This window comes from Caulobacter mirabilis, from assembly GCF_002749615.1.
GTDB classification, from domain to species: Bacteria; Pseudomonadota; Alphaproteobacteria; order Caulobacterales; family Caulobacteraceae; genus Caulobacter; species Caulobacter mirabilis.
The window spans coordinates 2990695-3009823 of sequence record NZ_CP024201.1 but is presented as its reverse complement, the minus strand read 5'-3'; the positions used below and the strand labels follow the sequence as shown (position 1 = coordinate 3009823).

Sequence of the window (19129 nt, the reverse complement as noted above, 5' to 3'; positions counted from 1 at the left end):
GCCCTCGTTCTCCAGGACGCCCGTCTCAGCAGGTGGGACTAGGCGACCGCCTTCGCCGCCCGCAGGGCCGCGATCTCGTCGGGACCATAGCCCAGTTCGGACAGAACGGAATCGGTATGCTCCCCCAGTTCGGGAGGCGGACCCTTGGGACCGTCATCGAAGCCGGGGAAGCGGGCCGGGCCGGCCGGGGAGCGGCGGCCGTCGGGCAGTTCGACGAAACAGCCGGCGGCCTCGGCCTGCGGATCGGCGACCAGCTCGCGCGGCGTCTGGTAGGGCGCCCAGGTGATGTCCTGCGCGTCCAGGCGGGCGGCGGCCTCGTCGTAGGGCATGGCGCCGAAGGCTTCGTCCATGATGGCCACCAGGGCCGGGCCGTTCTCGCGCCGGGCGCGGCCGGTGGCGAAGCGCGGATCCTCGACCAGTTCGGGCCGGCCGGCGGCGGTGGCGATCTGCGGCCAGTCGCTGGCGTTGGTGCGGATCAGCAGACAGATCCAGCGGCCGTCGGCGGTCTTGAAGAAGTTGGCCAGAGGCTGGACGGCCTGCTCGCGGGGGCGGGTGGAGGCCAGCTTCCCGAAGCGCAGCTGGATGGCCATGTCGGAGCCGATCGAGTAGACGCCCGCCCGCAGCAGCGAGGTCTCCACCAGCCGGCCCTTGCCCGTGCGGTCGCGCTCGTAGATCGCCGCCAGGATCGCCGACACGGTCGCCAGCGAGGTGACGTGGTCGCCCATGCCGGTGCGGATCGGGAAGGGATCGACGCCCTTGGGCGCTGTCAGCGCGCCGACGCCGGCCCGCGACCAGTAGGAGGCCACGTCCATGCCGGCCTTGTCGGCGTCGGCGCCCTGGAGGCCGTAGCCGGTCAGGCTGCAGTAGACGAGGCGCGGATGCTCGGCCTGCAGGGTCTCGAAGTCGAGGCCGGCCCGTTTCAGCGCCGCGGGGCGGACGTTGGTCAGGAAGACGTCGGCCTGGCGGATCAGGCGCAGTGCGGCCTCTCGCCCCTCCGGCGTGGAGGTGTCGAAGACCACGCCGCGCTTGCCGCGGTTGTCCAGGTCGAAGACCGGGTTGCCGTGCTCGCCGGTGGTCATGCCGTCGAAGAACTGCCGCATCGGATCGCCGCGCGGCGGCTCGATCTTGACCACCTCGGCGCCCCAGTCGGCCATGATCCCGGCGGCGCCGGGGGCGGCGATGTAGGTGGCCAGCTCGACGACCTTCAACCCTTGCAGCACGCGTCTCTTCCTTCCCGCTCTTTTCTCGTTCCAGCCATCATGGCGGCCGGGTGAGGAGGGGGAAAGGGGCTTACGCGGCGGAACGGGAGGCCGAAGTTTCGTCGCGGGAGCGGGCGACCGCGTCGGCTACGGCCCGGGCGACCCCGGCGACGGTGACCGGCTTGCGCAGGACCGCGTCGGCCCCGGCCTCGAGGCATTCGCGCGCCTCCTCGGCGTCGCCGCCGATCACCGCGATGATCGGGGCGGCGGCCACCGGAGCGTCCAGGGCCCGGACGGCGGCTGCGGTCTGCGGCCCGTCGAGCAGGGGCATGCGGCCGTCCAGCATCAGCAGGTCGAACTCGGCGAGCTGGGCCAGGTCCAGGGCTCGGCGGCCGTTGTGGGCGTGGACCACCTGGTGGCCGAGCTGCTCCAGAATGGCGCGCAGCATGGCGGCGTTGAGTGCGTCGTCCTCGGCGATCAACACCCGCAGCGGCCGGGTGCTGTGCGCGGCGGCGGCGGTGACGGACGCGAACGGCTCCGGCTCGGCCGGGACCTCGACGCTGGCCTCGGCGTCCCAGGCCAGCTCCAGGGTGAAGCAGCTGCCGACGCCGACGGCGCTCTGGCCGGCCAGGGACCCGCCCATCAGCTGGGCCAGCTGCCGAGCCAGGGACAGGCCCAGTCCGGCGCCGGGAATGCCGGCGCCGGTGCGCTCGACCCGGCGGAAGGGCTCGAAGGCCTGCTCCATCTCCTCGGGCGTCAGGCCCGGGCCGGTGTCGGCGATGGACACGGCGATACGGTCCTCGCCGCGACGCTCGATCCGCGCCTCGATACGACCGCGGACGGTGTACTTCACGGCGTTGCCGATCAGGTTGGCCAGCACCTGGCGGGTTCGGGTTGCGTCGGCCATCGCGGCGCCGACCGCCAGGCTTTCCAGTCCGGGCTCGACATGCAGGGCCAGTTCGACGCCCTTGGCGGCGGCGTGCGGGCGGTTGAGCAGCACCAGGTCGCGGGTCAGCCGGACCGGGTCGAAGGCTTCCTGGTCCAGCGTCAGCCGGCCGGCGTGGGCGGTCTCGGAATCGAGGGTGGCGTTCAGCACCGTGACCAGGTCGTTGGCGGCGTCCAGCGCCGCCGCCAACTGCTCGCGCGAGGGCGCGGCGCGGCCGCCCTGGCCGACGGCGGCCGCCAGCACATGGGTCACTCCGGTCAGGCCGTTGCGGATCTCGTGGCTCAGGGTGGCGACGATGTCGGATTTCGACTTGGCCAGGCGCTCGGCCTTTTCCAGCGAGGCGGCGCGTTCGGCGAACAGGGCCTCTCGCTCGGCGACGAGGGTGAACTGGGCGCGGAGCAGGCGGTTAAGGATCAGGCACAGCGCCATGGTCAGGGCCACCGCGCCCCAGGCTAGGCCGGCCTGCAGGCGGCTTTCGGGGTGCAGGAACAGGCCCAGGAGCGGCCCCGCGGCCGCGGCCGGGCCGACGATGAGCAGGGCGGGGAGCGACGGAGCGCTGAAGAAGAAGCAGATCACCGCCGCCGCGACCGCCACCATCTGCAGGGCTTCGCGGGCCGGGCCGGCGGCCTCCGCCACGACGGCGATCTGGCCGCAGGTCACCGCCCAGAGCAGGCCGCAGGCGATGTGGACCCGCATCCGGCGGCGGATGTTCGTCGCCGCCTCGGTCTTCAGCCAGGCGACCACGAAGTAGAACGCCGCCCAGTTGATGGCGAACATCGCGAAGGTCGCCGTCATCCAGACCGTGTTGGACGCGAACGACCCGGCCCAGACGTAGATCGGCAGGCAGATGGCGAAGAGGGCCAGCGCGTAGGGCAGCAGGCCGCGCTGGAGGTCCAGCGACATGCGGTCCATGGCCGTGGCGACGGCGGCGCGGTCGGTGGACGCGAACACCTTGATACGAATCCCCTCTGGCAAGTCGGAGCAGCCTAGGGAGGGCAGGTTTGCGGGGCGTTAGGAGACAGCGTTAATCCGCGCTCAGTCTTCATTAAGCCTAACGACTCATGATCGACCGGCTCCTTCGGGAAGGTGGAGATCATGAGCACGACGCGGGCGGCGCTGACCGACATCGACATCCGGACCCTGCTGCGCGGCGCGACGGCCGACGAGCGGGCCGTGGCCGCGCACAAGCTCTGCCGGGCCATCGACCGTCAGGCGCTGACCGAGGATGAACGGCTGCACGCCCAGGAAATCCTGCGGGTGATGGCCGTCGACGCCGCCGAACTGGTCCGGCGCGCCCTGGCCGTGACCCTGAAGAACTCGCCGGTGCTGCCGCGCGACGTGGCGCTGAAGCTGGCCCGTGACGTCGAATCGGTCGCCCTGCCGGTGCTGAACTTCTCGCCGGTGTTCACCGACGACGACCTGGCCGAGATCGTCCGCGTCGGCGGGCCCGTGCGGCAGGTCGCCATCGCCAAGCGGCCCAAGCTGTCGGACAAGGTCGCCGGCGCCATCGTCGACCACGGCGCCGAGCCGGCCGTCGAGACGCTGTGCGCCAACGACAACGCCGCCGTCTCCGAACGGACCCTGCAACGGGCCATCGATCGTTTCGAGAAATCCGAACAGGTCCTGGCCGCGATCGCCTACCGCAACGCACTGCCGATGGCGGTGACCGAGCGGCTGATCGACATGGTCGGCGACCAGATCCGCGACCACCTGCTCAACACCCAGATGCTCTCGCCGGAGCTGGCGGTCGAGATCGCCATCGGGGCCAAGGAGCGGGCGACGATCGACCTGGTCGACCAGGCCGGTCGGGCAGGAGATCCCAAGGCCTTCGCCGCGCACTTGAACAAGGCCCAGCGGCTGACGCCCTCGCTGCTGCTGCGGGCCCTGGCGCACGGCCACATGACCTTCTTCGAATGCGCCGTGGCCGAGCTGGCCGGCGTGCCGCATCACCGCACCTGGCTGATGATCCACGACGCCGGCGCCCTGGGCCTGCGCGCCATCTACGACCGCGCCGGCCTGCCGACGCGGCTGTTCGCGGCCTTCCGGGCCGGGGTCGACACCTGGCATTCGATGGAGTTCGACGGCGGCCTGCGGGACCGGGAGCGGTTCCAGGAGCGGATGCTGCAACGGTTCCTGACCCGGCCCCAGTCGGCCGGCCGCGAGGACGTCGACTACCTGCTCGAGCGCATGGACCGCATCGGCCGCGACGGACGGAGCAGCGCTGACGTGGCGTGAGGCTTGCCGAACGCTCGTTTGATGTCGATCCTGGCGGCATGACCGATACCGCCGTCGCCGCCATCCGCCCCGCCGCCACCATCCTGCTCGTCCGGGACGCACCCGCCTTCGAGGTGCTGATGGTCAAGCGGCACCACCAGATCGACTTCGCCTCGGGCGCGCTGGTGTTCCCGGGCGGCAAGACCGCGGCCGGAGATCACGATCCGGCCTGGGAAGAGCACGTGACCGGCTGGGACGCCGTCGCGGCCGATGAACGCCCGCTGCGCATCGCCGCCATCCGCGAGGCCTACGAGGAAGCCGGCGTCATCATCGCCAACCACGCCGACGGCGCGCCCTTCGCCGGCGACGACCGCGCCGGGGCCCTGCGCGAGGCGGTGGCCAAGGAGCGGCATTCCTTCCTGGCCTTGGTGCGCGAACTGGGCGTGAAGCTGGACCTGGGCGCGCTGGAGACCTTCGCCCGCTGGATCACGCCGGACATGATGCCCAAGCGGTTCGACACCTGGTTCTACGTGGTCCGGGCGACGGGCGAACAGCTGGCCGTCTGCGACGGCTGGGAGACGGTCGACGCCGAATGGATCGCTCCGGCCGAGGCCCTTCGGCTCGAGGCGGCGGGCGAGCGGACGATCATCTTCCCGACCCGCATGAATCTGAAACTGCTGGCCGAGGCCTCCAGCGCCGCCGACGCAACGGCCCGCGCCGCCGCTCGGACCCTGGTCACGGTCCTGCCCAAGGTCGAGAAGCGGCCCGAGGGCGCCGTGCTGGTGATTCCCGAAGACGCCGGCTACGGCCCGGTGACCGAGCCGCTGAGCAGCATCCGGGCCTAGTGGCGGAAGCCTAGTCGGCGACGTAGGTCGCGACCCGGCCTTCCAGTTCCTCGATCAGCGCCTTGCCCACCGGATGGTCGTCGGTGCGGATGTCGCCGCGGACCGCCGCCTTGATGGCGTCGATATGGGCGTCGACCAGGAACATCGGCGCGTCGAGGCGGGTGTCCGGATCGTCGATCAGCTTGCACAGCGAGCCGGCGATGCGGGTGACGATGGGAAACTCGTAGGTGGCGCCCAGGCCCTTCAGGTCGTGGGCGCGCAGATAGAGGCTCTCAGCCGTCTCGATGTTGAGGCCTTCGGTCCGGACGCGCGCACGGGCGGCGTCGAGCTTGACCAGCTCGTCGTTCATCCAGGCGGCGAAGTTGCCGGCGAGGCTCTTCAGCGCCGCCTCGGCTTTGGCGATGGCCGCGGCGTCGATGCCGCCGAACCGGCCGCCGACCTTCTGTCGAAGGGTGTTGGGGGCCTGGATGACCTGGACCGTCGAATTTTCGCTCACGCTCGCCTCCACACTGGCGTTTACGACGATGACGGTAGCGGCCTGTCGTTAACAACGAGTGAGACGAACATTTTTGCCTCGGGACGGGTTGTCGCAGGGGTCTAGGCGGAAAACTGTTCCGTCAGGACGCGTTCCTCGAGGCTGCGGCCGGCGTCGAACATCATCGACAGCGAGACGCCGCGGTCCTCGGCGACATGCACCTCGACCACGTCGCGGACCTCGACATTGTCGGCCACGGCGCTGACCGGGCGCTTGTCGGCCTCCAGCACCTCGAAGGTCACCCGGGCGCCGTGGGGCAGCAGGGCGCCGCGCCAGCGGCGAGGCCGGAAGGCGCTGATCGGGGTCAGGGCCAGGGCCCGGGCGTCGATCGGGATGATCGGGCCATGGGCCGAGAGATTGTAGGCGGTCGAACCTGCCGGCGTGCAAACCAGGGCGCCGTCGCAGACCAGCTCCGCCATCCGCACCTTGCCGTCGATCGAGATACGCAGCTTGGCCGTCTGACGGGTCTGGCGCAGCAGCGACACTTCATTGATCGCCAGCGCCTTGTGCTGCTTGCGGCGGGTGTCGATGGCGACCATGGCCAACGGGTGGATGACCGCGCGCTCGGCGGCGGCGATCCGCTCGAGCAGATCGTCCTCGCTGTACTCGTTCATCAGGAAGCCGACCGAGCCGCGGTTCATGCCGTAGATCGGGCGGCCCTCCCGGACCTCGCCGTGCAGCGTCTCCAGCATGAAGCCGTCGCCGCCCAGGGCGATGATCACCTGGGCCTCGTCGCCGGCGTCGCCGTAACGCTCGATGAGGCGGTCGCGCGCCTGCTGCGCCTCGGGCCGATCGCTGGCCTTGAAGGTCAGGCGGCGGGTGAAGGGCTGGGCCTTGAACATCAGACCGATTTGACCGCCTGGCGGAAGGCCATGCCGGCGATGTCGGCGTCGAACGGCCCGAAGGCGCCGGCCGCGCGGCGCTGGCCTTCGGCTCCGCCGCCGGGGCGGCCGTGGTTCAGGGCGCGGACGGCCTCCAGGATGGTCGGAAACACGCCGCGGTCGACGCCGATGGCGGCGCAGGCCAGACCCAGCAGCTCCGGCCGGTCGCTGTCGATGGCGCGGCGGATGTGTTCAGGCTCGAAACCGCCCAGCTTGGCCAGCGCGGCGACGAACAGGGTCAGGCGGCCCTCGCGGAGGGCGCGCAGCAGATAGCCGGGCTTCAGCTGGTCGCCCTCGGCCAGCTTCTCGACCAGGCGGGCCTCCATGGCCTCGCGCTCGGCGTCGCTGCGGGCCTGGGCCGGGGGCAGGCCGTCGATGGCGGCGTGAGCCTCGCGCACGGCCAGGGCCAGTTCGGCGTCCATGATCTCCGGATCCAGCCGGAAGCGGCCGATCAGGGCCGAGCGCAGCGATTGCCCGACCCACAGGTACAGCCGCTGGGCCATGTCTGAGGACAGGCGCGGATGGCGGGCCAGCGGCGAGCGCATGGCGGCGATCTTGCGGGAATGTTCGACCAGCCGCTCCATCGCCGAGGGCGTGAGCTCGGCGGTGTCGTTGCCGGCCAGCGCGGTCAGCACCGCCGGCTCCTCCTGCTTGAGGATGGCCTCGATCACCGGAGCGCCCAGCCGGCCGCGGCGGGCGATGGCGATCTGGTGGTCCAGCGTGCACTCGACCAGCATCCGGATCAGGTCGTGATCCTGCAGTACGGGGCTGGAGGCGATGACCGGGGCGGCGATCTCGATCTCGTCCAGGGCGAGCACATTGACCAGCGCCGGCGGGGCCCAGGGGGCGGGGCCGATCTTCTCGGCCAGGCGGCGGCGGATATCGCGCTCGGCCTCGGCAACGAGCTTCATGAACACCGCGCCGACCAGTTCGCGGGCGACCGGGCTGCGCAGGGCGTCCGCCTCGGCCGCGTCGCACAGGTCGACGACCTCGACGAGCAGCCGCTCCCGGTCCGCCGGATGGCGGCTCTGAGCCAGCAGCAGCAGATCCTGGGCGTCGAGGGTGGTGGTCACGTCGGTCCCTGTCCCGGAATCGGGCGAGCAAGCAGCCTGCACCTGCCCCATGAAAACATGCTTAAACCAGGGGCAAAGGCAGAGGGAGTCGAAAGCCATGGGCGAACCGGTGATTCTGGCTCTGGACCAGGGAACGACTAGCACCCGGGCGATCGCCTTCGACCGCCAGGGTCGCGCCCTGGCCGACGCCGGCCGGCCGCTGCGCCAGAGCTATCCGCACGACGGCTGGGTCGAGCACGACGCCGAGGAGATCTGGAACGCCTGCGCGGCGGTGCTGCGCGAGACGGCGGAGAAGACCGGCCGGCTGGACGACATCGCCGCCATCGGCGTCACCAATCAGCGCGAGACGGTGGTGATCTGGGACAAGGCCACCGGCCGCCCGATCCATCCGGCCATCGTCTGGCAGGATCGCCGCACCGCCGACCGCTGCGAGGCGCTGGCCAAGGGCGGAGCCGAGCCGCGGGTCACCGAGATCACCGGCCTGCTGCTGGACCCCTATTTCTCGGGCACCAAGATCGCCTGGCTGCTGGACAACGTCCCCGGCGCCCGCGCTCGGGCCGAGCGCGGCGAGCTGCTGGCCGGAACCATGGACTGCTGGGTGATCTGGAAGCTGACCGGCGGGCGGGTCCACGCCACCGACGCCACCAACGCCTCGCGCACCCTGCTGTTCGATATCGAGGCCCAGGCCTGGTCGGAGGAGTTGCTGACCCTGCTGAACGTGCCGCGGTCGCTGCTGCCGACAGTGCTCGACTGCGCCGGCGACTACGGCGAGACCGAGCCGGAGATCATCGGCCGCGCGATCCCGATCCGGGGCGTGGCCGGCGACCAGCAGGCGGCGCTGATGGGGCAGGGGTGCATCCGTCCCGGCGAGATGAAGGCGACCTACGGCACCGGCTGCTTCATGCTGCTGAACGCCGGCGAAGGGCGGCCGGTCAGCCGTTCGCGGCTGCTGACCACGGTGGCGGCGCGGGTCGGCGGCAGGACGACCTATGCGCTGGAAGGTTCGATCTTCGTGGCCGGCGCGGCGATCCAGTGGCTGAACGAGCGGCTGGGCTTGGCCGGCGGACCGCAGGGGGTCGAGGCCCTGGCCCGCACCGCGCGGCCCGACCACGGCGTGGTCGTGGTGCCCGCGTTCACGGGCCTTGGCGCGCCCTGGTGGGATCCCGACGCGCGGGGCGCCATCTTCGGCCTGACCCGCGACAGCGGCGAGGCGGAGATCGCCGCGGCGACCTTCGACGCCTGCGCCCTGCAGACCCGGGACCTGGTCGAGGCGATGCGCGCCGACGCGCCCGCCGCCTTCCACGACGGCGCCGAGCTGCGCATCGACGGCGGCATGGCCAAGAGCGCCTGGTTCAGCCAGCGTCTGGCCGAGCTGACCGGGTTGCCGGTGCTGCGCGCCAGCTATCACGAGACCACGGCCCTGGGCGCGGCCCTGTTCGCGGGCCTGGGCGCGGGCCTGTTCGCGAGCCTGGAGGAGGCGGCCTCGGCCCGGCCGGAAGCGACGCTGCTGCAGCCTTCCGACGACACGCACCGCCGCGAGAGCGCCTACGCGCGGTGGCTCGACGCGGTGCCCCGGGTGCGGGCCTAGGAAGCAGGGACATGCTGCCGCAGGGTGCGTGTCCCCCGCGTGTGTGCGCCGAGACGGGGACACGCACCTTCGGAGCATGTCCCTGGCGAAGCGTGGCGGCTCGCCCTTTTCCGTCATCGTCGGACTTGTTCCGACGACCCATGAACACGGCTGTTGAAGGACTTCGCGAACCGGTCCGCCGCATCACGCATGGGTCCTCGCGACGAGCGCGAGGATGACGTGTGGAAGGGGGATGACGCGACGGTTTCGTCTCGCCATAACCGCCCCATGAGCCGCAAGCGGATCGATCTCATCCTCGTCGAGCGCGGACTGTTCGACAGTCGGGCCAAGGCGCGCGCGGCGATCGAGGCCGGGCGGGTGACGGCCGACGGCAAGGTGGTCGGCAAGGCCTCCGAAGCCGTCGACGAGGCCGCCGAGATCAACGCCGAGGCCGCGCACCCCTGGGTCGGACGCGGCGGGCTGAAGCTGGATCACGCGCTGACCCTGTGGCCGGTCGAGGTCGCGGGGCGGGTCGTGCTGGATGTCGGGGCCTCGACAGGCGGCTTCACCCAGGTGGTCCTCAGCCGGGGCGCGGCGAAGGTCTACGCCGTCGATGTCGGGGCCGGGCAGTTGCATCCGTCCCTGGCCAGCGATCCGCGGGTGGTCGAGCTGTCCGGGACGGACGCACGGATCCTCGATGCGAGCCTGGTTCCCGAGGCGCCGGACCTGATCGTCACGGATGTCTCCTTCATCTCCCTGGCCAAGGCGCTGCCGGCGGCGCTGGCCCTGGCGCGGCCGGGCGCCGAGCTGGTGGCCCTGGTGAAGCCGCAGTTCGAGGTTGGCCGGGACAACGTCGGCAAGGGCGGCATTGTCAAGGACGAGGCGGCGCGAATCCAGGCTCTGGCCGACGTCGCGGCCTGGTTGGAGTGCATCGGCTGGACCGTCCTGGCCACGGCCGACAGCCCGGTCGCCGGCGGCGACGGCAACCGTGAGTTCCTGCTCAGGGCGCGGAACGATCGCAGCCCCAGTTCCAGAGGTACTTCGGCTTCCTAGTCGTCCGGGGATAGGTCGAAGGCGCGCTGAAGCGGGCCGGGTCGGCCGGCCGCATGATCACGCGCGTCGCCTCGAAGAGCGGCCGGCCGGCCGGGTCCTTGACGAGGACGGGGACGTTGCCGTCGGCAAGGCAGATGGTGTTGCCGCGAGTGTCGTCTGTTTCGGTCAGCATCTGGCAGGGGATGTCGTTGACGCGGAGCTTGGGGCCGTCCCGACGGCCAGGCCACCAGTCGAAGACGCCGGTGGTCACCTGGAGCTCGGCAAGTCCGTCGGCCAGCGATGTCTTCCAGGCCACGCGAGCGTCGTCGGGAATCCGCTTGGCGTCCGCGGCGACCGGAAACACCTCGGCATGGCCTTCCTTGGTGTCGCCGGCCACGGCCAGGCGACCCCATGGCGTCGCGGGATGGGCCTGCTCGAACCGGACCTTGGTGTCGTCCGCCTCCATCCAGGTCGAGCGCCATTCGCCGTCCGGCGTGCGCGCCCGGCCTTCCAGGTAGAAGGGGGTAAAGCCGAGGCGGGCGCAGGCCTGGGCCTCGCCGGCCAACAGGACCGTCGCCGCGAAGGCGGCCGTCAGCAGTTTCCGCATGATCGTGCTCCCCGAAGGCGCACGATGCCTGAACATTGGCCGGCGGCAAAGAAAAAGGCCGCCCGCAGGGAGCGGACGGCCTGGAAGTCTGTTTGCGAAGCGGGTTGCTTAGTCGACAACCTGGTAGTTGCCCCGGGCGTCGCGGCAGACGCGCACGAAGCGCTTCTGGGTGCGGCCGTCGGGGAGGTAGATCGGGCTCTCGGCCAGCGTGCAGTTGTCCGCCGTCGGAGCCTGGGTCACCGGGGCGACGTAGTAGTCGTCACGGCTGTAGCGATCGTCGTAGTAGCCGCCCTGCTGATAGCTGGGCTCCTGGTAGCCGTAGTAGCCGTCGCGCGGGTAGGTGTCGTAGTAGCCCGTGCGCGAGCCGCGGTAGGACGGATCATAGGCGCTGTCGCAGGCGGCGCCGGACTTGCCGACGTTGCTGCCGATCACCGCGCCAAGGATGCCGCCGAGGACCGCGCCCTCGGTCTTGGCGCCGCGGCCGGCGATGCTGGAGCCCGCCAGGGCGCCGAGGCCGCCGCCCACCAGGGCGCCGCCGGTGCCGCGGTTCACCTGGTCGCGACGGCAGGGGTCGTAGTAGCGGTCGTTCTGGTAGGCGGGACGATAGGTCTGCGCCGAGGCGATCGAGGGGACCGCGAAGGCGCCGGCCAGCAGAGCCGCGCCGGCCAGGCCGACGACGCCGCGGGTCAGGATGGAACGGGAGGTCATGGCAGGGTCTCCAGGGGGATTCTCAAGGATGCTCTATTGGGGGAGCGGCCGGGTCAGCCCCGGCCGCCTCTAGGCTTTACGATGGCCGGTTAACCTCGGCCGCTGGGCCGCCACTCGCCGTTGCGGTTGCGGCAGACTTCGAAGCTGTGCCAGCTGCCGCCGTAGTACTCCTGCACCCAACGGCAGTTGTCGCGGCGGCTGCTGATACGATCGGGATAGTCCGAGCAGCGGACGTTGTTCTTGGCGATCTGGTTGCCGGCGATCGCGCCGACGGTGCCGCCGAGCAGGGCGCCTTCTGTCTTGGCGCCCTTGCCGGCGACGACCGCGCCCAGGGCGCCGCCGATCAGGCCGCCGGTGATGGTGCCCTTGTTGCCGGCGCTCTTCTTCTCCTGCCTGCAGATGTCGCCGCGGCCGTAGGAGCGCGAGGACTGCGCTTCGGCGAAGGTCGGGACCGCAAGGGCCGGCGCGGCGATGGCGAGGGCCGCGGTAAGGGTCAGGATGGTGCGCACGACGCGTCTCCTTCTACTTCCGTTACAGGTCTGTGCCTGTCGTTCATGGTGCGAAGATGGCGGATCGTTCCTGAACGCTCGTTGAGTGACCCGTTCATCTTCGTTCATGTTCATTCAGACGACGGAAAACCCGCCGTTTGCTGCGCCATAATGTTACGGGGGAGCGGAAGTTCCCTCTGGAGAGTCGGTTGGCCGATATCGTCGACATCGAAGTCACACGCGTGGGCGTTCAGGGCGACGGCATGGCCGCAGGGCCGGTCTATGTTCCGCTGACCCTTCCGGGCGAGCGCGTCCGCGCGCGGCGGGAGGGCGATCGGGCCGAGGCGGTCGAGATTCTGAGCCCCAGCGCCGACCGGGTCGATCCCGCGTGCCGGCACTTCGGCCATTGCGGCGGCTGCGCGCTGCAGCATTGGGCGAGCGCGCCCTATCTCGACTGGAAGGGCGAGCAGGTTCGTTTCGTGCTGGGGAAGGAACGGCTCGACACAGAGATTCTGCCGACCTTCGCATCGCCCCCGGGGTCGCGCCGTCGCCTGGCGCTACACGCCCGCAAGGGCGGGAAGGGCGCGCCGGTCCGGCTGGGCTTCAAGGAACGGCGCAGCTGGTCGCTGGTCGACATCGAGGAATGCCCGATCTCTGACCCGCGACTCGTCGCGGCCCTGCCGGCGCTGCGGGCGCTGGCCGAGCCGTTCCTGGAGCATCCCAAGTCGGCCCCGACCCTGCATGTGACCTGGACGGGCACGGGGCTGGACGTCGATGTCACCGGCATTGAGCGCAAGAGCGGCGGCCTGTCGGCCGACGCCCGGATGCGCGCCGCCGAGGCGGCTTCGGCCGGCGACATGGCGCGGGTGACCCTGGCGGGCGAAACCGTCTACCAGCTGCGCCAGCCGGTGGTCCGCCTTGGTCCGGCCCTGGTCGCCCTGCCGGCCGGCGCTTTTCTGCAGGCGACGCCCCAGGCCGAGGCGGCGATGGCCGAGATGGCGGTCGAGGCCGTGCAGGGCGCCAAGCGGGTCGCCGACCTGTACTGCGGCGTCGGCACCTTCACCTTCCGTCTGGCTCAGGTCGCGTCGGTGCTGGCGGCGGATGCGGCGGGCCCGGCGATCGCCGCGCTGCGCGCCGCCATCGCCACGGCGCCGGGGCTGAAGCCGATCGAGGCCGAGACCCGCGACCTTTCCCGCCGGCCCGTGACGGCGGCGGAGCTTGGCAAGATCGATGCGGTGGTCTTCGACCCTCCTCGCGCCGGCGCCCTGGAACAGACCCGCGAGATCGCGGCGTCGAAGGCCTCGCGGGTGGTGGCGGTGTCCTGTAATCCGGCGACCTTCGCGCGGGACGCCCGCGTCCTGGTCGACGCCGGCTTCACGCTGGAGCGGCTGCGTCCGGTGGACCAGTTCCTGTGGTCTCCGCATGTGGAGCTGGTGGCGGTGTTCTCGCGCTGACGACCCTCCCCCCTGGGGGAGGTGGCCCGGCGAAGCCGGGACGGAGGGGGCTGCTGAAGCGCCCATGACCCCCTCAGTCGTCGCTACGCGCCGACAGCTCCCCCATGGGGGAGCACCCTAGAACAGGCTCATCTGATCCCCGGCCTTGGGCGGGATCCTGAACTGGGTCAGGTCGGCCTCCATCCTGGGGCCGTCCAGGCCGTAGCGTTTCCGCGCCGCCCGGAAGCGCGCGGAGACCAGCTCAGCCAGCGGGCCTTCGCCGCGGCCGCGGACGCCCCAGTCGGAGGTGTAGGCTTTGCCGCGCCGCATCTGACGGACCAGCGACATCACCCGATCGGCGCGGTCGGGGTGGTCGGTCGCCAGCCATTCCTGGAACAGGTCGGCGATCTCCAGCGGCAGGCGCAGCATGACGTAGCCTGCCGAAGTCGCGCCATGGGCCGCGGCCGCCTCCAGAACCGCCTCCAGTTCGTGGTCGGTCAAGCCGGGCACCACGGGCGCGAACATCACCGTCACCGGGCAGCCGGCCTCGCTCAGCGCACGGACCGCATCCAGGCGGCGCTGCGGCGTCGCGGCGCGCGGCTCCATGCTGCGGGCGATCCTGCGGTCCAGGGTGGTGATCGAGATCGCCGCCCGGGCCAGGCCGGCGCGGCCCATCTCGCCCAGGATGTCGGCGTCGCGGCTGATCAGGTTCGACTTGGTGATGACGCTGAAGGGATGACGGAAGGCCTGCAGCACCTCCAGCACCTGACGGGTCACGCGCAGTCGTCGCTCGAGCGGCTGGTAAGGGTCGGTGTCGGCGCCGACCTGGATGTAGCGGGGCCTGTAGCCGGGTTTGGACAGCTCAGCCGTCAGCAGCTTGGCCGCTTCGGGCTTGAAGAACAGCCGGCTTTCGAAGTCCAACCCCGGCGACAGGCCGAGATAGGCGTGATTGGGCCGGGCGAAGCAGTAGATGCAGCCGTGCTCGCAGCCCCGATAGGGATTGATCGACCGGTCGAAGCCGATGTCCGGGCTGTTGTTGCGGTTGATGATGGTCTTGGCCTTGTCCGGCAGAACCACCGTCGTCAGCTGGGCGGGCTCCGGATCCTCCAGCGTCCAGCCGTCGTCGAAGGCCTCGCGGATGCGGCTTTCGAACCGGCCGGTGGCGTTGCTGCGCGCGCCTCGGCCCTTGATGAGGGGCGGGGTGGAGGACATGCGCTCATCCTAACCCTCAATAAGAACATAACAAGAACAAATCATTGCCTTGGGCTTGCGGCCGAACGGGATTTCCCCTGGCAATAGAACCGGCGCACGCTATGGATGCGGCCATGAGTCTCCGTATCGCGCCCGGCGAGACGGTTCTGTGGCAGGGCCGGCCCGCGCAGGGCCTGCGCTTTCTGCCCCAGGACGTCATCGCGGTCCCTTTCGCGGCCTTCTGGCTGCTGGTCGTGCTGCTGTCGGGACTGGTGGCGTCGACGGGCGAGGTCGCCGAATTCCGGCCAGCCGCCTTTGTGGTGTTCGGCCTGTTCCTGCTGATCGGGCTGTACGCGCTGGTCGGCCGTTTCCTGGTCGACGTCGTCGGCCGCCGGAAGACGCGCTACACCCTGACCAGCGAGCGGGCCGTGATCGAGAGCGGGCTGCTGCGGTCGCGCGTCCGATCGGTCGACCTGACGGCGATGCCGGAAATCCGCCTGCAGGCCGGTTTCAAGGGGCGAGGGGCGGTCCACTTCGGTTCGACCGCGATCTTCTACACCATGGTGCCGCCCAGCTGGCCCGGAGCGGGCCAGGTCCTGGCGCCGGCCTTCCACGACATCGACGAACCCGACCACGTCCACGCGCTGGCCGTGGCCGCCCAGCGCGAGGCGCTCGGCGGCAGGGCCCCCAAGGCCGGCCGATGATCAGCGTGATCATCGCGACCCGGAACTCGGCGAAGGTCCTGCCGGCCTGCCTGGCGGCGCTGGTGCCTGCGGCGGTGAGCGGCCTGGTGCGCGAGGTGATCGTCGCCGACGAGGGCTCGACCGACGCCACGCTGGCGATCGCCGACGACGCCGGCGCCCGCGTGGCGGCGACCGTCGAGGCGGCGGCGGCCGACGCCAAGGGCGAGTGGCTGCTGGTGCTGCCGCCGACGGTCCGGCTGGAGCCGGGCTGGGAAGCCGAGGCGGCGCTGCATGTCGATCGCCGCCCTGGCGTGGCCGCCGCCTTCCGCCCCGCCGTCGAAGGACAGGGACTTTGGGCCCGTCTCCGCGAGGGCCTGGCCGAGATGGGGCCGCCCCGACCCGAACATGGCCTGCTGGTCGAGCGCGAGCGTTGGGGGCGGCCGGGGCCTGTCCGCCGCCTCAACGCCCGCGCCCTGCCGGCCTAGGTCTTGAGGCGGCGCAGGAGGCCCAGCACCGTCAGCGGCAGGAGCAGGCACCAGCCGACCAGCGGCCAGGCCGTGTCGCCGCCCAGGGCCATGACCGCCAGCGTTCCCAGCGTTCCGACGATCAGGCTCTGGATCGCGAAGTACAGCGCCGTCGCCAGGCCGGCGCCGGCGCCGAAGGCGGCCAGGGCGCCGTTGGCGCTGACCGACACGACCAGCACCAGACCGACGCAGACCACCCACATCGGCGCGACGAAGCTCGCGAACGAGGCCGCCAGGACGACCTGTCCGGCCGCCAGCAGGCCCGCGCCGAGGAGCATCAGCGCCAGGCCCCGCTTCAGCGTTCCAGGAACGCCCCAGCGCTCGACCAGGCGCCGCGCCAGCCGAGCGGTCGCGATCATCACGAGAGCCGCCGTGGCGAAGGCGAGGCTGAAGCCCAGCTGCGAGTAGCCCGCCTGGTCGATGAGGACGCGCGGGGCGGTCGAGAAGAAGACGAAGAAGGCGCCCATCGCCGCGCTGAAGCCGAGCGTGTAGGTCCAGAACGATCCGCTGGCCAGGATGGCTTGCGGCGTCGGGCCGGCCGCGCCGACCCGCGGCGGCAGGGTCTCGCGCCAGCCCCGCAGGGCGTTGGCGAGCGCGAGCAGGGCGAGGCCGCCCAGCGCCGCGAAGATCGCCCGCCACCCCAGGCCGCCGGCGATCAGGGCGCCGAGAATCGGCCCCAGGGCCGGCACGAACGACAGGATCGCTCCGAAGGCGGCGTAGATCGTCGTTCCTTCCGGTCGCTGGGCATAGACGTCGCGGACCGTGGCGAAGGTCGCGACCAGGGCGGCCGAGGCGCCCGCGGCCTGGAGCAGGCGTAGAGCCACGAACAGGCCGGCGTCCGGCGCCAGGGCCAGGCCGAACGAGGCGACGGCGAACAGCAGTCCGCCGCCCAGCAGCACCGGCCGGCGGCCGATGCGGTCGGAGAGGGGGCCGAACGCCAGCTGCCCTAGGCCGAGGACGACCATGTAGAGGCTGAGCGTGAGCTGGACGACGGCCGGCGTCGTCCGCAGCGCCTCCGGCATCGAAGGAACGACGGGCAGGTAGATGTCCATGGCCAAGGAGGCCAGGACATCGAACGGCGCCATCAGCAGCAGGGCCGCCGGCAGCGCATGGGGCCAGGACGGCCCCGGATTTTGAGCAGGCACGAGAAGTCTCCGCGCGAAGGGGATTTCGCGGCGGTTCGCCTCCGGACTTCAGGACTGAAGGGAGTTTGAACGCCGCAACAAGAAGCGAGGTCTTGTTGCGGCCTAGCGGTCTGAGGACTTGGCGCTCATGGCGGGCAGTCTAGCGGTCGAGGCGAATGTCGACCAGCCGTTCGCCGCGGGCGACGGCGTCGAGGGTCGGGGTGTCGGAGCCGAACTTGCGGCGATAGCTCCAGTAGGCGGCGGCGACCTTCTCGACATAGTCGCGGGTCTCCAGCGCCGGCAGGCTTTCGATGACGAGCAGGGTGTCGGCCTCGGGGCCGACCTTCTTGAGGGTGTTCAGCACCGTCCCGGCGCCGGCGTTGTAGGCCGCCACGGCGCGGAGCAGGTCGTAGCCTTCCGGACCGCCGCCCAGTCCGCGCTCCATCAGCCAGGTGAAGTAGTCCTGGCCGACGCGCAGGTTCGTCGGGGCGTCCAGCAGCGGCATCGGATTGCTGATCAGCTTGTCGTCCCCGGCGGCGCGGGCGGCGGCGACCGGCCGGACCTGCATCAGTCCCATGGCGCCGGCTCCGGAGACGGCGAACGGGTTGAAACCGCTCTCCTTCCAGATCAGGGCGTAGACCAGGGCCTTGTCCAGGGTCCAGCCGCCCTCCGGCCAGAGATCCGGCGTCGGATAGCTGACCGGCGCGCTGGGGCGGGAAGGTTTGCGACGGGCGACCTGGACCAGCGGCGGCGGCGCGCTGGAGTCGGCGGCGCTGGTGATCGGGGCGTTCAGCGCCAGGATCAGCGCCTCCCAGGGGCGGCGCTCGGCGGCGGTCTTGCAACTGCTGAGGCCGGCGCGCAGCTCCAGGCCCGCGTCCGCCGGCCGGCCGACCTGCATCAGCGCCGCCGCGCGTCGTGCACGGGGGTTCTTCTGCAGAAGCGCGTCGAACGCGGCGGGTCCGGCCGGCGCCGGCGCCGGGGCGGTCGCGACGCGGATCAGCAAACCCTCGTTGGCCGACACGGGACGGGCGTAGGATTCGACGGAAGCCAGTTCCTTCTCGCCCAGCTCCAGGCTGCGCTGGGCGATCATGCCGTAGAAGCTGTGCGGGGTGCGGGCCGCCATGCGCAGGAAGGCCGCCGCCTGAGGCGCGTCGCCCAGCCGCCGGGACGCCCGCGCCGCCCAGAAGGCGCCGCCGGCGCGCAGCCAATCGTCCTCGTCCTCGTCGACGGCGACGGCCCGGAAGAAATTTCGGGCGTCTTCGTAGCGGCCCAACCGCCAGGCGGAGAGGCCGGCGATCCAGGCGTTGCCCGCCGCGGGGGCCAGCGCCAGCGCGCGTTCGATCTCGCCGGAGTAGTAGGCTTCGCGCGCCTGGCGGTCGCGGTCGGCGGTGGCCGGTCCAGCGGCGCGGCTGGCGGCGCTCTCGACCCGGGCCCAGCCGCGGCTGGCCTCGACGAAAGCGGGCGCGCGAGGTTCGGCGGCTCCGGCGGGCTTGCGCTTCAGCGCCAGGGCGTAGACCCGGTCGGCGCCCGGATGGTCGCCGTAGGCCTTCAGCCAGTCGGTCAGCTCTTCGTACTCGGCCTTGTGAGCCGTCGGATGCATGAGTTTCTGCAGCGCCAGATGGCCGGCCAGGGACTCGTCCTTGACGCGCGCGAGGCTGCGATCGGCGGCGTCGAAGTCGCCACGCGCGGCGGCGGCGAAGGCTTCGCGATAGGCCTTCACATCCATGGGTGACAGCACATCGGCGGTCGCCGCCCGCGCTTCGTACCCCCCGATTGTCGCCGACGCCGTCACGGCCAGGGCCATGAGCAGCGTTCGCGGACTTGCCGCCATGCTGTCCTGTCCGCGCGACCCGCCCGATACGGGCAGCGCGTTCCCTTCTCCGATGAGGTTCCGGACAGTAATGCGCGTCGGTCGATTAGGGAAGTTTTCTCAAGCCCGGCGCCGGGCGCGACGCGACTGTGGCGTTCGCGGAACAGCGTGCGCGAAAACTGGGCGAAAACAGTCGTTTTTGGGGCTGGATTGCGGCGGAGTAGTTGTGGGGTGTCATGAAACTGTTAGGCTTCCCCTGAGCGCGAAGC

General features: G+C 71.2%; 18 protein-coding genes. 7 read left to right on the top strand and 11 right to left on the bottom strand.

Annotated elements, in window-relative coordinates; translation table 11 throughout:
• Positions 1-38: 38 nt before the first annotated feature.
• Both CSW64_RS14360 and CSW64_RS14355 read right to left on the bottom strand, forming a co-directional pair.
• The gene (locus CSW64_RS14360) at positions 39-1220 is read right to left on the bottom strand and encodes a CaiB/BaiF CoA transferase family protein (RefSeq protein ID WP_099622754.1); all 1182 of its coding nucleotides are present in this window, start codon (positions 1218-1220) and stop codon (positions 39-41) included.
• A gap of 70 nt (positions 1221-1290) precedes the next feature.
• Complete coding sequence (locus CSW64_RS14355) at positions 1291-3096, bottom strand: ATP-binding protein (protein WP_342745816.1); 1806 nt, start codon at positions 3094-3096, stop codon at positions 1291-1293.
• A gap of 144 nt (positions 3097-3240) precedes the next feature.
• Between CSW64_RS14355 and spbR the strand changes: the two genes are divergently transcribed.
• Together spbR and CSW64_RS14345 are read left to right on the top strand one after the other, a co-directional pair.
• Complete coding sequence (gene spbR, locus CSW64_RS14350) at positions 3241-4380, top strand: SpbR family protein (RefSeq protein ID WP_099622753.1); 1140 nt, start codon at positions 3241-3243, stop codon at positions 4378-4380.
• A 38-nt stretch (positions 4381-4418) separates the two neighbouring features.
• Positions 4419-5204 carry an NUDIX hydrolase gene (locus CSW64_RS14345; RefSeq protein WP_099622752.1) on the top strand — a complete coding sequence of 262 codons (786 nt, stop codon included), beginning with the start codon at positions 4419-4421 and terminating at the stop codon, positions 5202-5204.
• A gap of 10 nt (positions 5205-5214) precedes the next feature.
• Here CSW64_RS14345 and CSW64_RS14340 read toward each other — a convergent pair whose 3' ends face one another.
• The 3 genes from CSW64_RS14340 to CSW64_RS14330 form a co-directional block, all read right to left on the bottom strand.
• A complete protein-coding gene (locus CSW64_RS14340; protein ID WP_099622751.1) occupies positions 5215-5700 on the bottom strand; it encodes an Hpt domain-containing protein in 486 nt (161 codons plus the stop codon).
• 101 nt (positions 5701-5801) lie between these two features.
• Entirely contained in the window at positions 5802-6581 is a 780-nt protein-coding gene (locus CSW64_RS14335) for an NAD kinase (RefSeq protein WP_099622750.1), read from the bottom strand.
• The gene (locus tag CSW64_RS14330) at positions 6581-7693 is read right to left on the bottom strand and encodes a DUF2336 domain-containing protein (protein WP_342745815.1); all 1113 of its coding nucleotides are present in this window, start codon (positions 7691-7693) and stop codon (positions 6581-6583) included. Before CSW64_RS14330 ends, CSW64_RS14335 begins: the two co-directional genes overlap by 1 nt.
• Positions 7694-7790: 97 nt before the next feature.
• Between CSW64_RS14330 and glpK the strand changes: the two genes are divergently transcribed.
• Positions 7791-9281, top strand: a complete 1491-nt coding sequence (glpK, locus tag CSW64_RS14325; protein ID WP_099622749.1) for a glycerol kinase GlpK — start codon at positions 7791-7793, stop codon at positions 9279-9281.
• A gap of 267 nt (positions 9282-9548) precedes the next feature.
• Positions 9549-10313, top strand: coding sequence for a TlyA family RNA methyltransferase (locus CSW64_RS14320; protein WP_099622748.1), 765 nt, complete (start codon positions 9549-9551; stop codon positions 10311-10313).
• Here CSW64_RS14320 and CSW64_RS14315 read toward each other — a convergent pair.
• The 3 genes from CSW64_RS14315 to CSW64_RS21845 form a co-directional block, all read right to left on the bottom strand.
• Entirely contained in the window at positions 10261-10899 is a 639-nt protein-coding gene (locus tag CSW64_RS14315; protein WP_099622747.1) for a hypothetical protein, read from the bottom strand. The genes CSW64_RS14320 and CSW64_RS14315 overlap by 53 nt on opposite strands.
• Positions 10900-11007: 108 nt before the next feature.
• On the bottom strand, positions 11008-11607 hold the full coding sequence (locus CSW64_RS14310; RefSeq protein ID WP_099622746.1) for a glycine zipper 2TM domain-containing protein: 600 nt from the start codon (positions 11605-11607) through the stop codon (positions 11008-11010).
• An 89-nt stretch (positions 11608-11696) separates the two neighbouring features.
• Complete coding sequence (locus CSW64_RS21845) at positions 11697-12116, bottom strand: glycine zipper 2TM domain-containing protein (protein WP_245863712.1); 420 nt, start codon at positions 12114-12116, stop codon at positions 11697-11699.
• 242 nt (positions 12117-12358) lie between these two features.
• On the opposite strand from CSW64_RS21845, the gene CSW64_RS14300 reads away from it, so the two are divergent.
• Positions 12359-13549 (top strand): class I SAM-dependent RNA methyltransferase, encoded by a 1191-nt coding sequence (locus CSW64_RS14300; protein WP_425430379.1) that lies wholly within the window; start codon positions 12359-12361, stop codon positions 13547-13549.
• A gap of 117 nt (positions 13550-13666) precedes the next feature.
• On the opposite strand, the gene CSW64_RS14295 is transcribed toward CSW64_RS14300, so the two are convergent.
• The gene (locus CSW64_RS14295; protein ID WP_099622745.1) at positions 13667-14740 is read right to left on the bottom strand and encodes a PA0069 family radical SAM protein; all 1074 of its coding nucleotides are present in this window, start codon (positions 14738-14740) and stop codon (positions 13667-13669) included.
• A gap of 113 nt (positions 14741-14853) precedes the next feature.
• On the opposite strand from CSW64_RS14295, the gene CSW64_RS14290 reads away from it, so the two are divergent.
• Together CSW64_RS14290 and CSW64_RS14285 are read left to right on the top strand one after the other, a co-directional pair.
• Entirely contained in the window at positions 14854-15423 is a 570-nt protein-coding gene (locus CSW64_RS14290; RefSeq protein WP_150131421.1) for a hypothetical protein, read from the top strand.
• The gene (locus tag CSW64_RS14285) at positions 15420-15887 is read left to right on the top strand and encodes a glycosyltransferase (RefSeq protein ID WP_099622743.1); all 468 of its coding nucleotides are present in this window, start codon (positions 15420-15422) and stop codon (positions 15885-15887) included. Before CSW64_RS14290 ends, CSW64_RS14285 begins: the two co-directional genes overlap by 4 nt.
• Here CSW64_RS14285 and cml read toward each other — a convergent pair.
• Complete coding sequence (gene cml, locus CSW64_RS14280) at positions 15884-17071, bottom strand: CmlA/FloR family chloramphenicol efflux MFS transporter (RefSeq protein WP_099622742.1); 1188 nt, start codon at positions 17069-17071, stop codon at positions 15884-15886. The two genes, CSW64_RS14285 and cml, sit on opposite strands and share 4 nt — an antisense overlap.
• Positions 17072-17210: 139 nt before the next feature.
• Entirely contained in the window at positions 17211-18881 is a 1671-nt protein-coding gene (locus CSW64_RS14275) for a lytic transglycosylase domain-containing protein (RefSeq protein WP_245863711.1), read from the bottom strand.
• Between the last annotated feature and the right edge of the window lie 248 nt (positions 18882-19129).

Coding starts and splice junctions, on each gene's coding strand:
- spbR (WP_099622753.1), top strand. CDS start 3,241: ATGAGCACGACGCGGGCGGCGCTGACCGACATCGACATCCGGACCCTG.
- CSW64_RS14345 (WP_099622752.1), top strand. CDS start 4,419: ATGACCGATACCGCCGTCGCCGCCATCCGCCCCGCCGCCACCATCCTG.
- CSW64_RS14335 (WP_099622750.1), bottom strand. CDS start 6,581: ATGTTCAAGGCCCAGCCCTTCACCCGCCGCCTGACCTTCAAGGCCAGC.
- glpK (WP_099622749.1), top strand. CDS start 7,791: ATGGGCGAACCGGTGATTCTGGCTCTGGACCAGGGAACGACTAGCACC.
- CSW64_RS14320 (WP_099622748.1), top strand. CDS start 9,549: ATGAGCCGCAAGCGGATCGATCTCATCCTCGTCGAGCGCGGACTGTTC.
- CSW64_RS14315 (WP_099622747.1), bottom strand. CDS start 10,899: ATGCGGAAACTGCTGACGGCCGCCTTCGCGGCGACGGTCCTGTTGGCC.
- CSW64_RS14310 (WP_099622746.1), bottom strand. CDS start 11,607: ATGACCTCCCGTTCCATCCTGACCCGCGGCGTCGTCGGCCTGGCCGGC.
- CSW64_RS14300 (WP_425430379.1), top strand. CDS start 12,359: ATGGCCGCAGGGCCGGTCTATGTTCCGCTGACCCTTCCGGGCGAGCGC.
- CSW64_RS14295 (WP_099622745.1), bottom strand. CDS start 14,740: ATGTCCTCCACCCCGCCCCTCATCAAGGGCCGAGGCGCGCGCAGCAAC.
- CSW64_RS14290 (WP_150131421.1), top strand. CDS start 14,854: ATGAGTCTCCGTATCGCGCCCGGCGAGACGGTTCTGTGGCAGGGCCGG.
- CSW64_RS14285 (WP_099622743.1), top strand. CDS start 15,420: ATGATCAGCGTGATCATCGCGACCCGGAACTCGGCGAAGGTCCTGCCG.
- CSW64_RS14275 (WP_245863711.1), bottom strand. CDS start 18,881: ATGGCGGCAAGTCCGCGAACGCTGCTCATGGCCCTGGCCGTGACGGCG.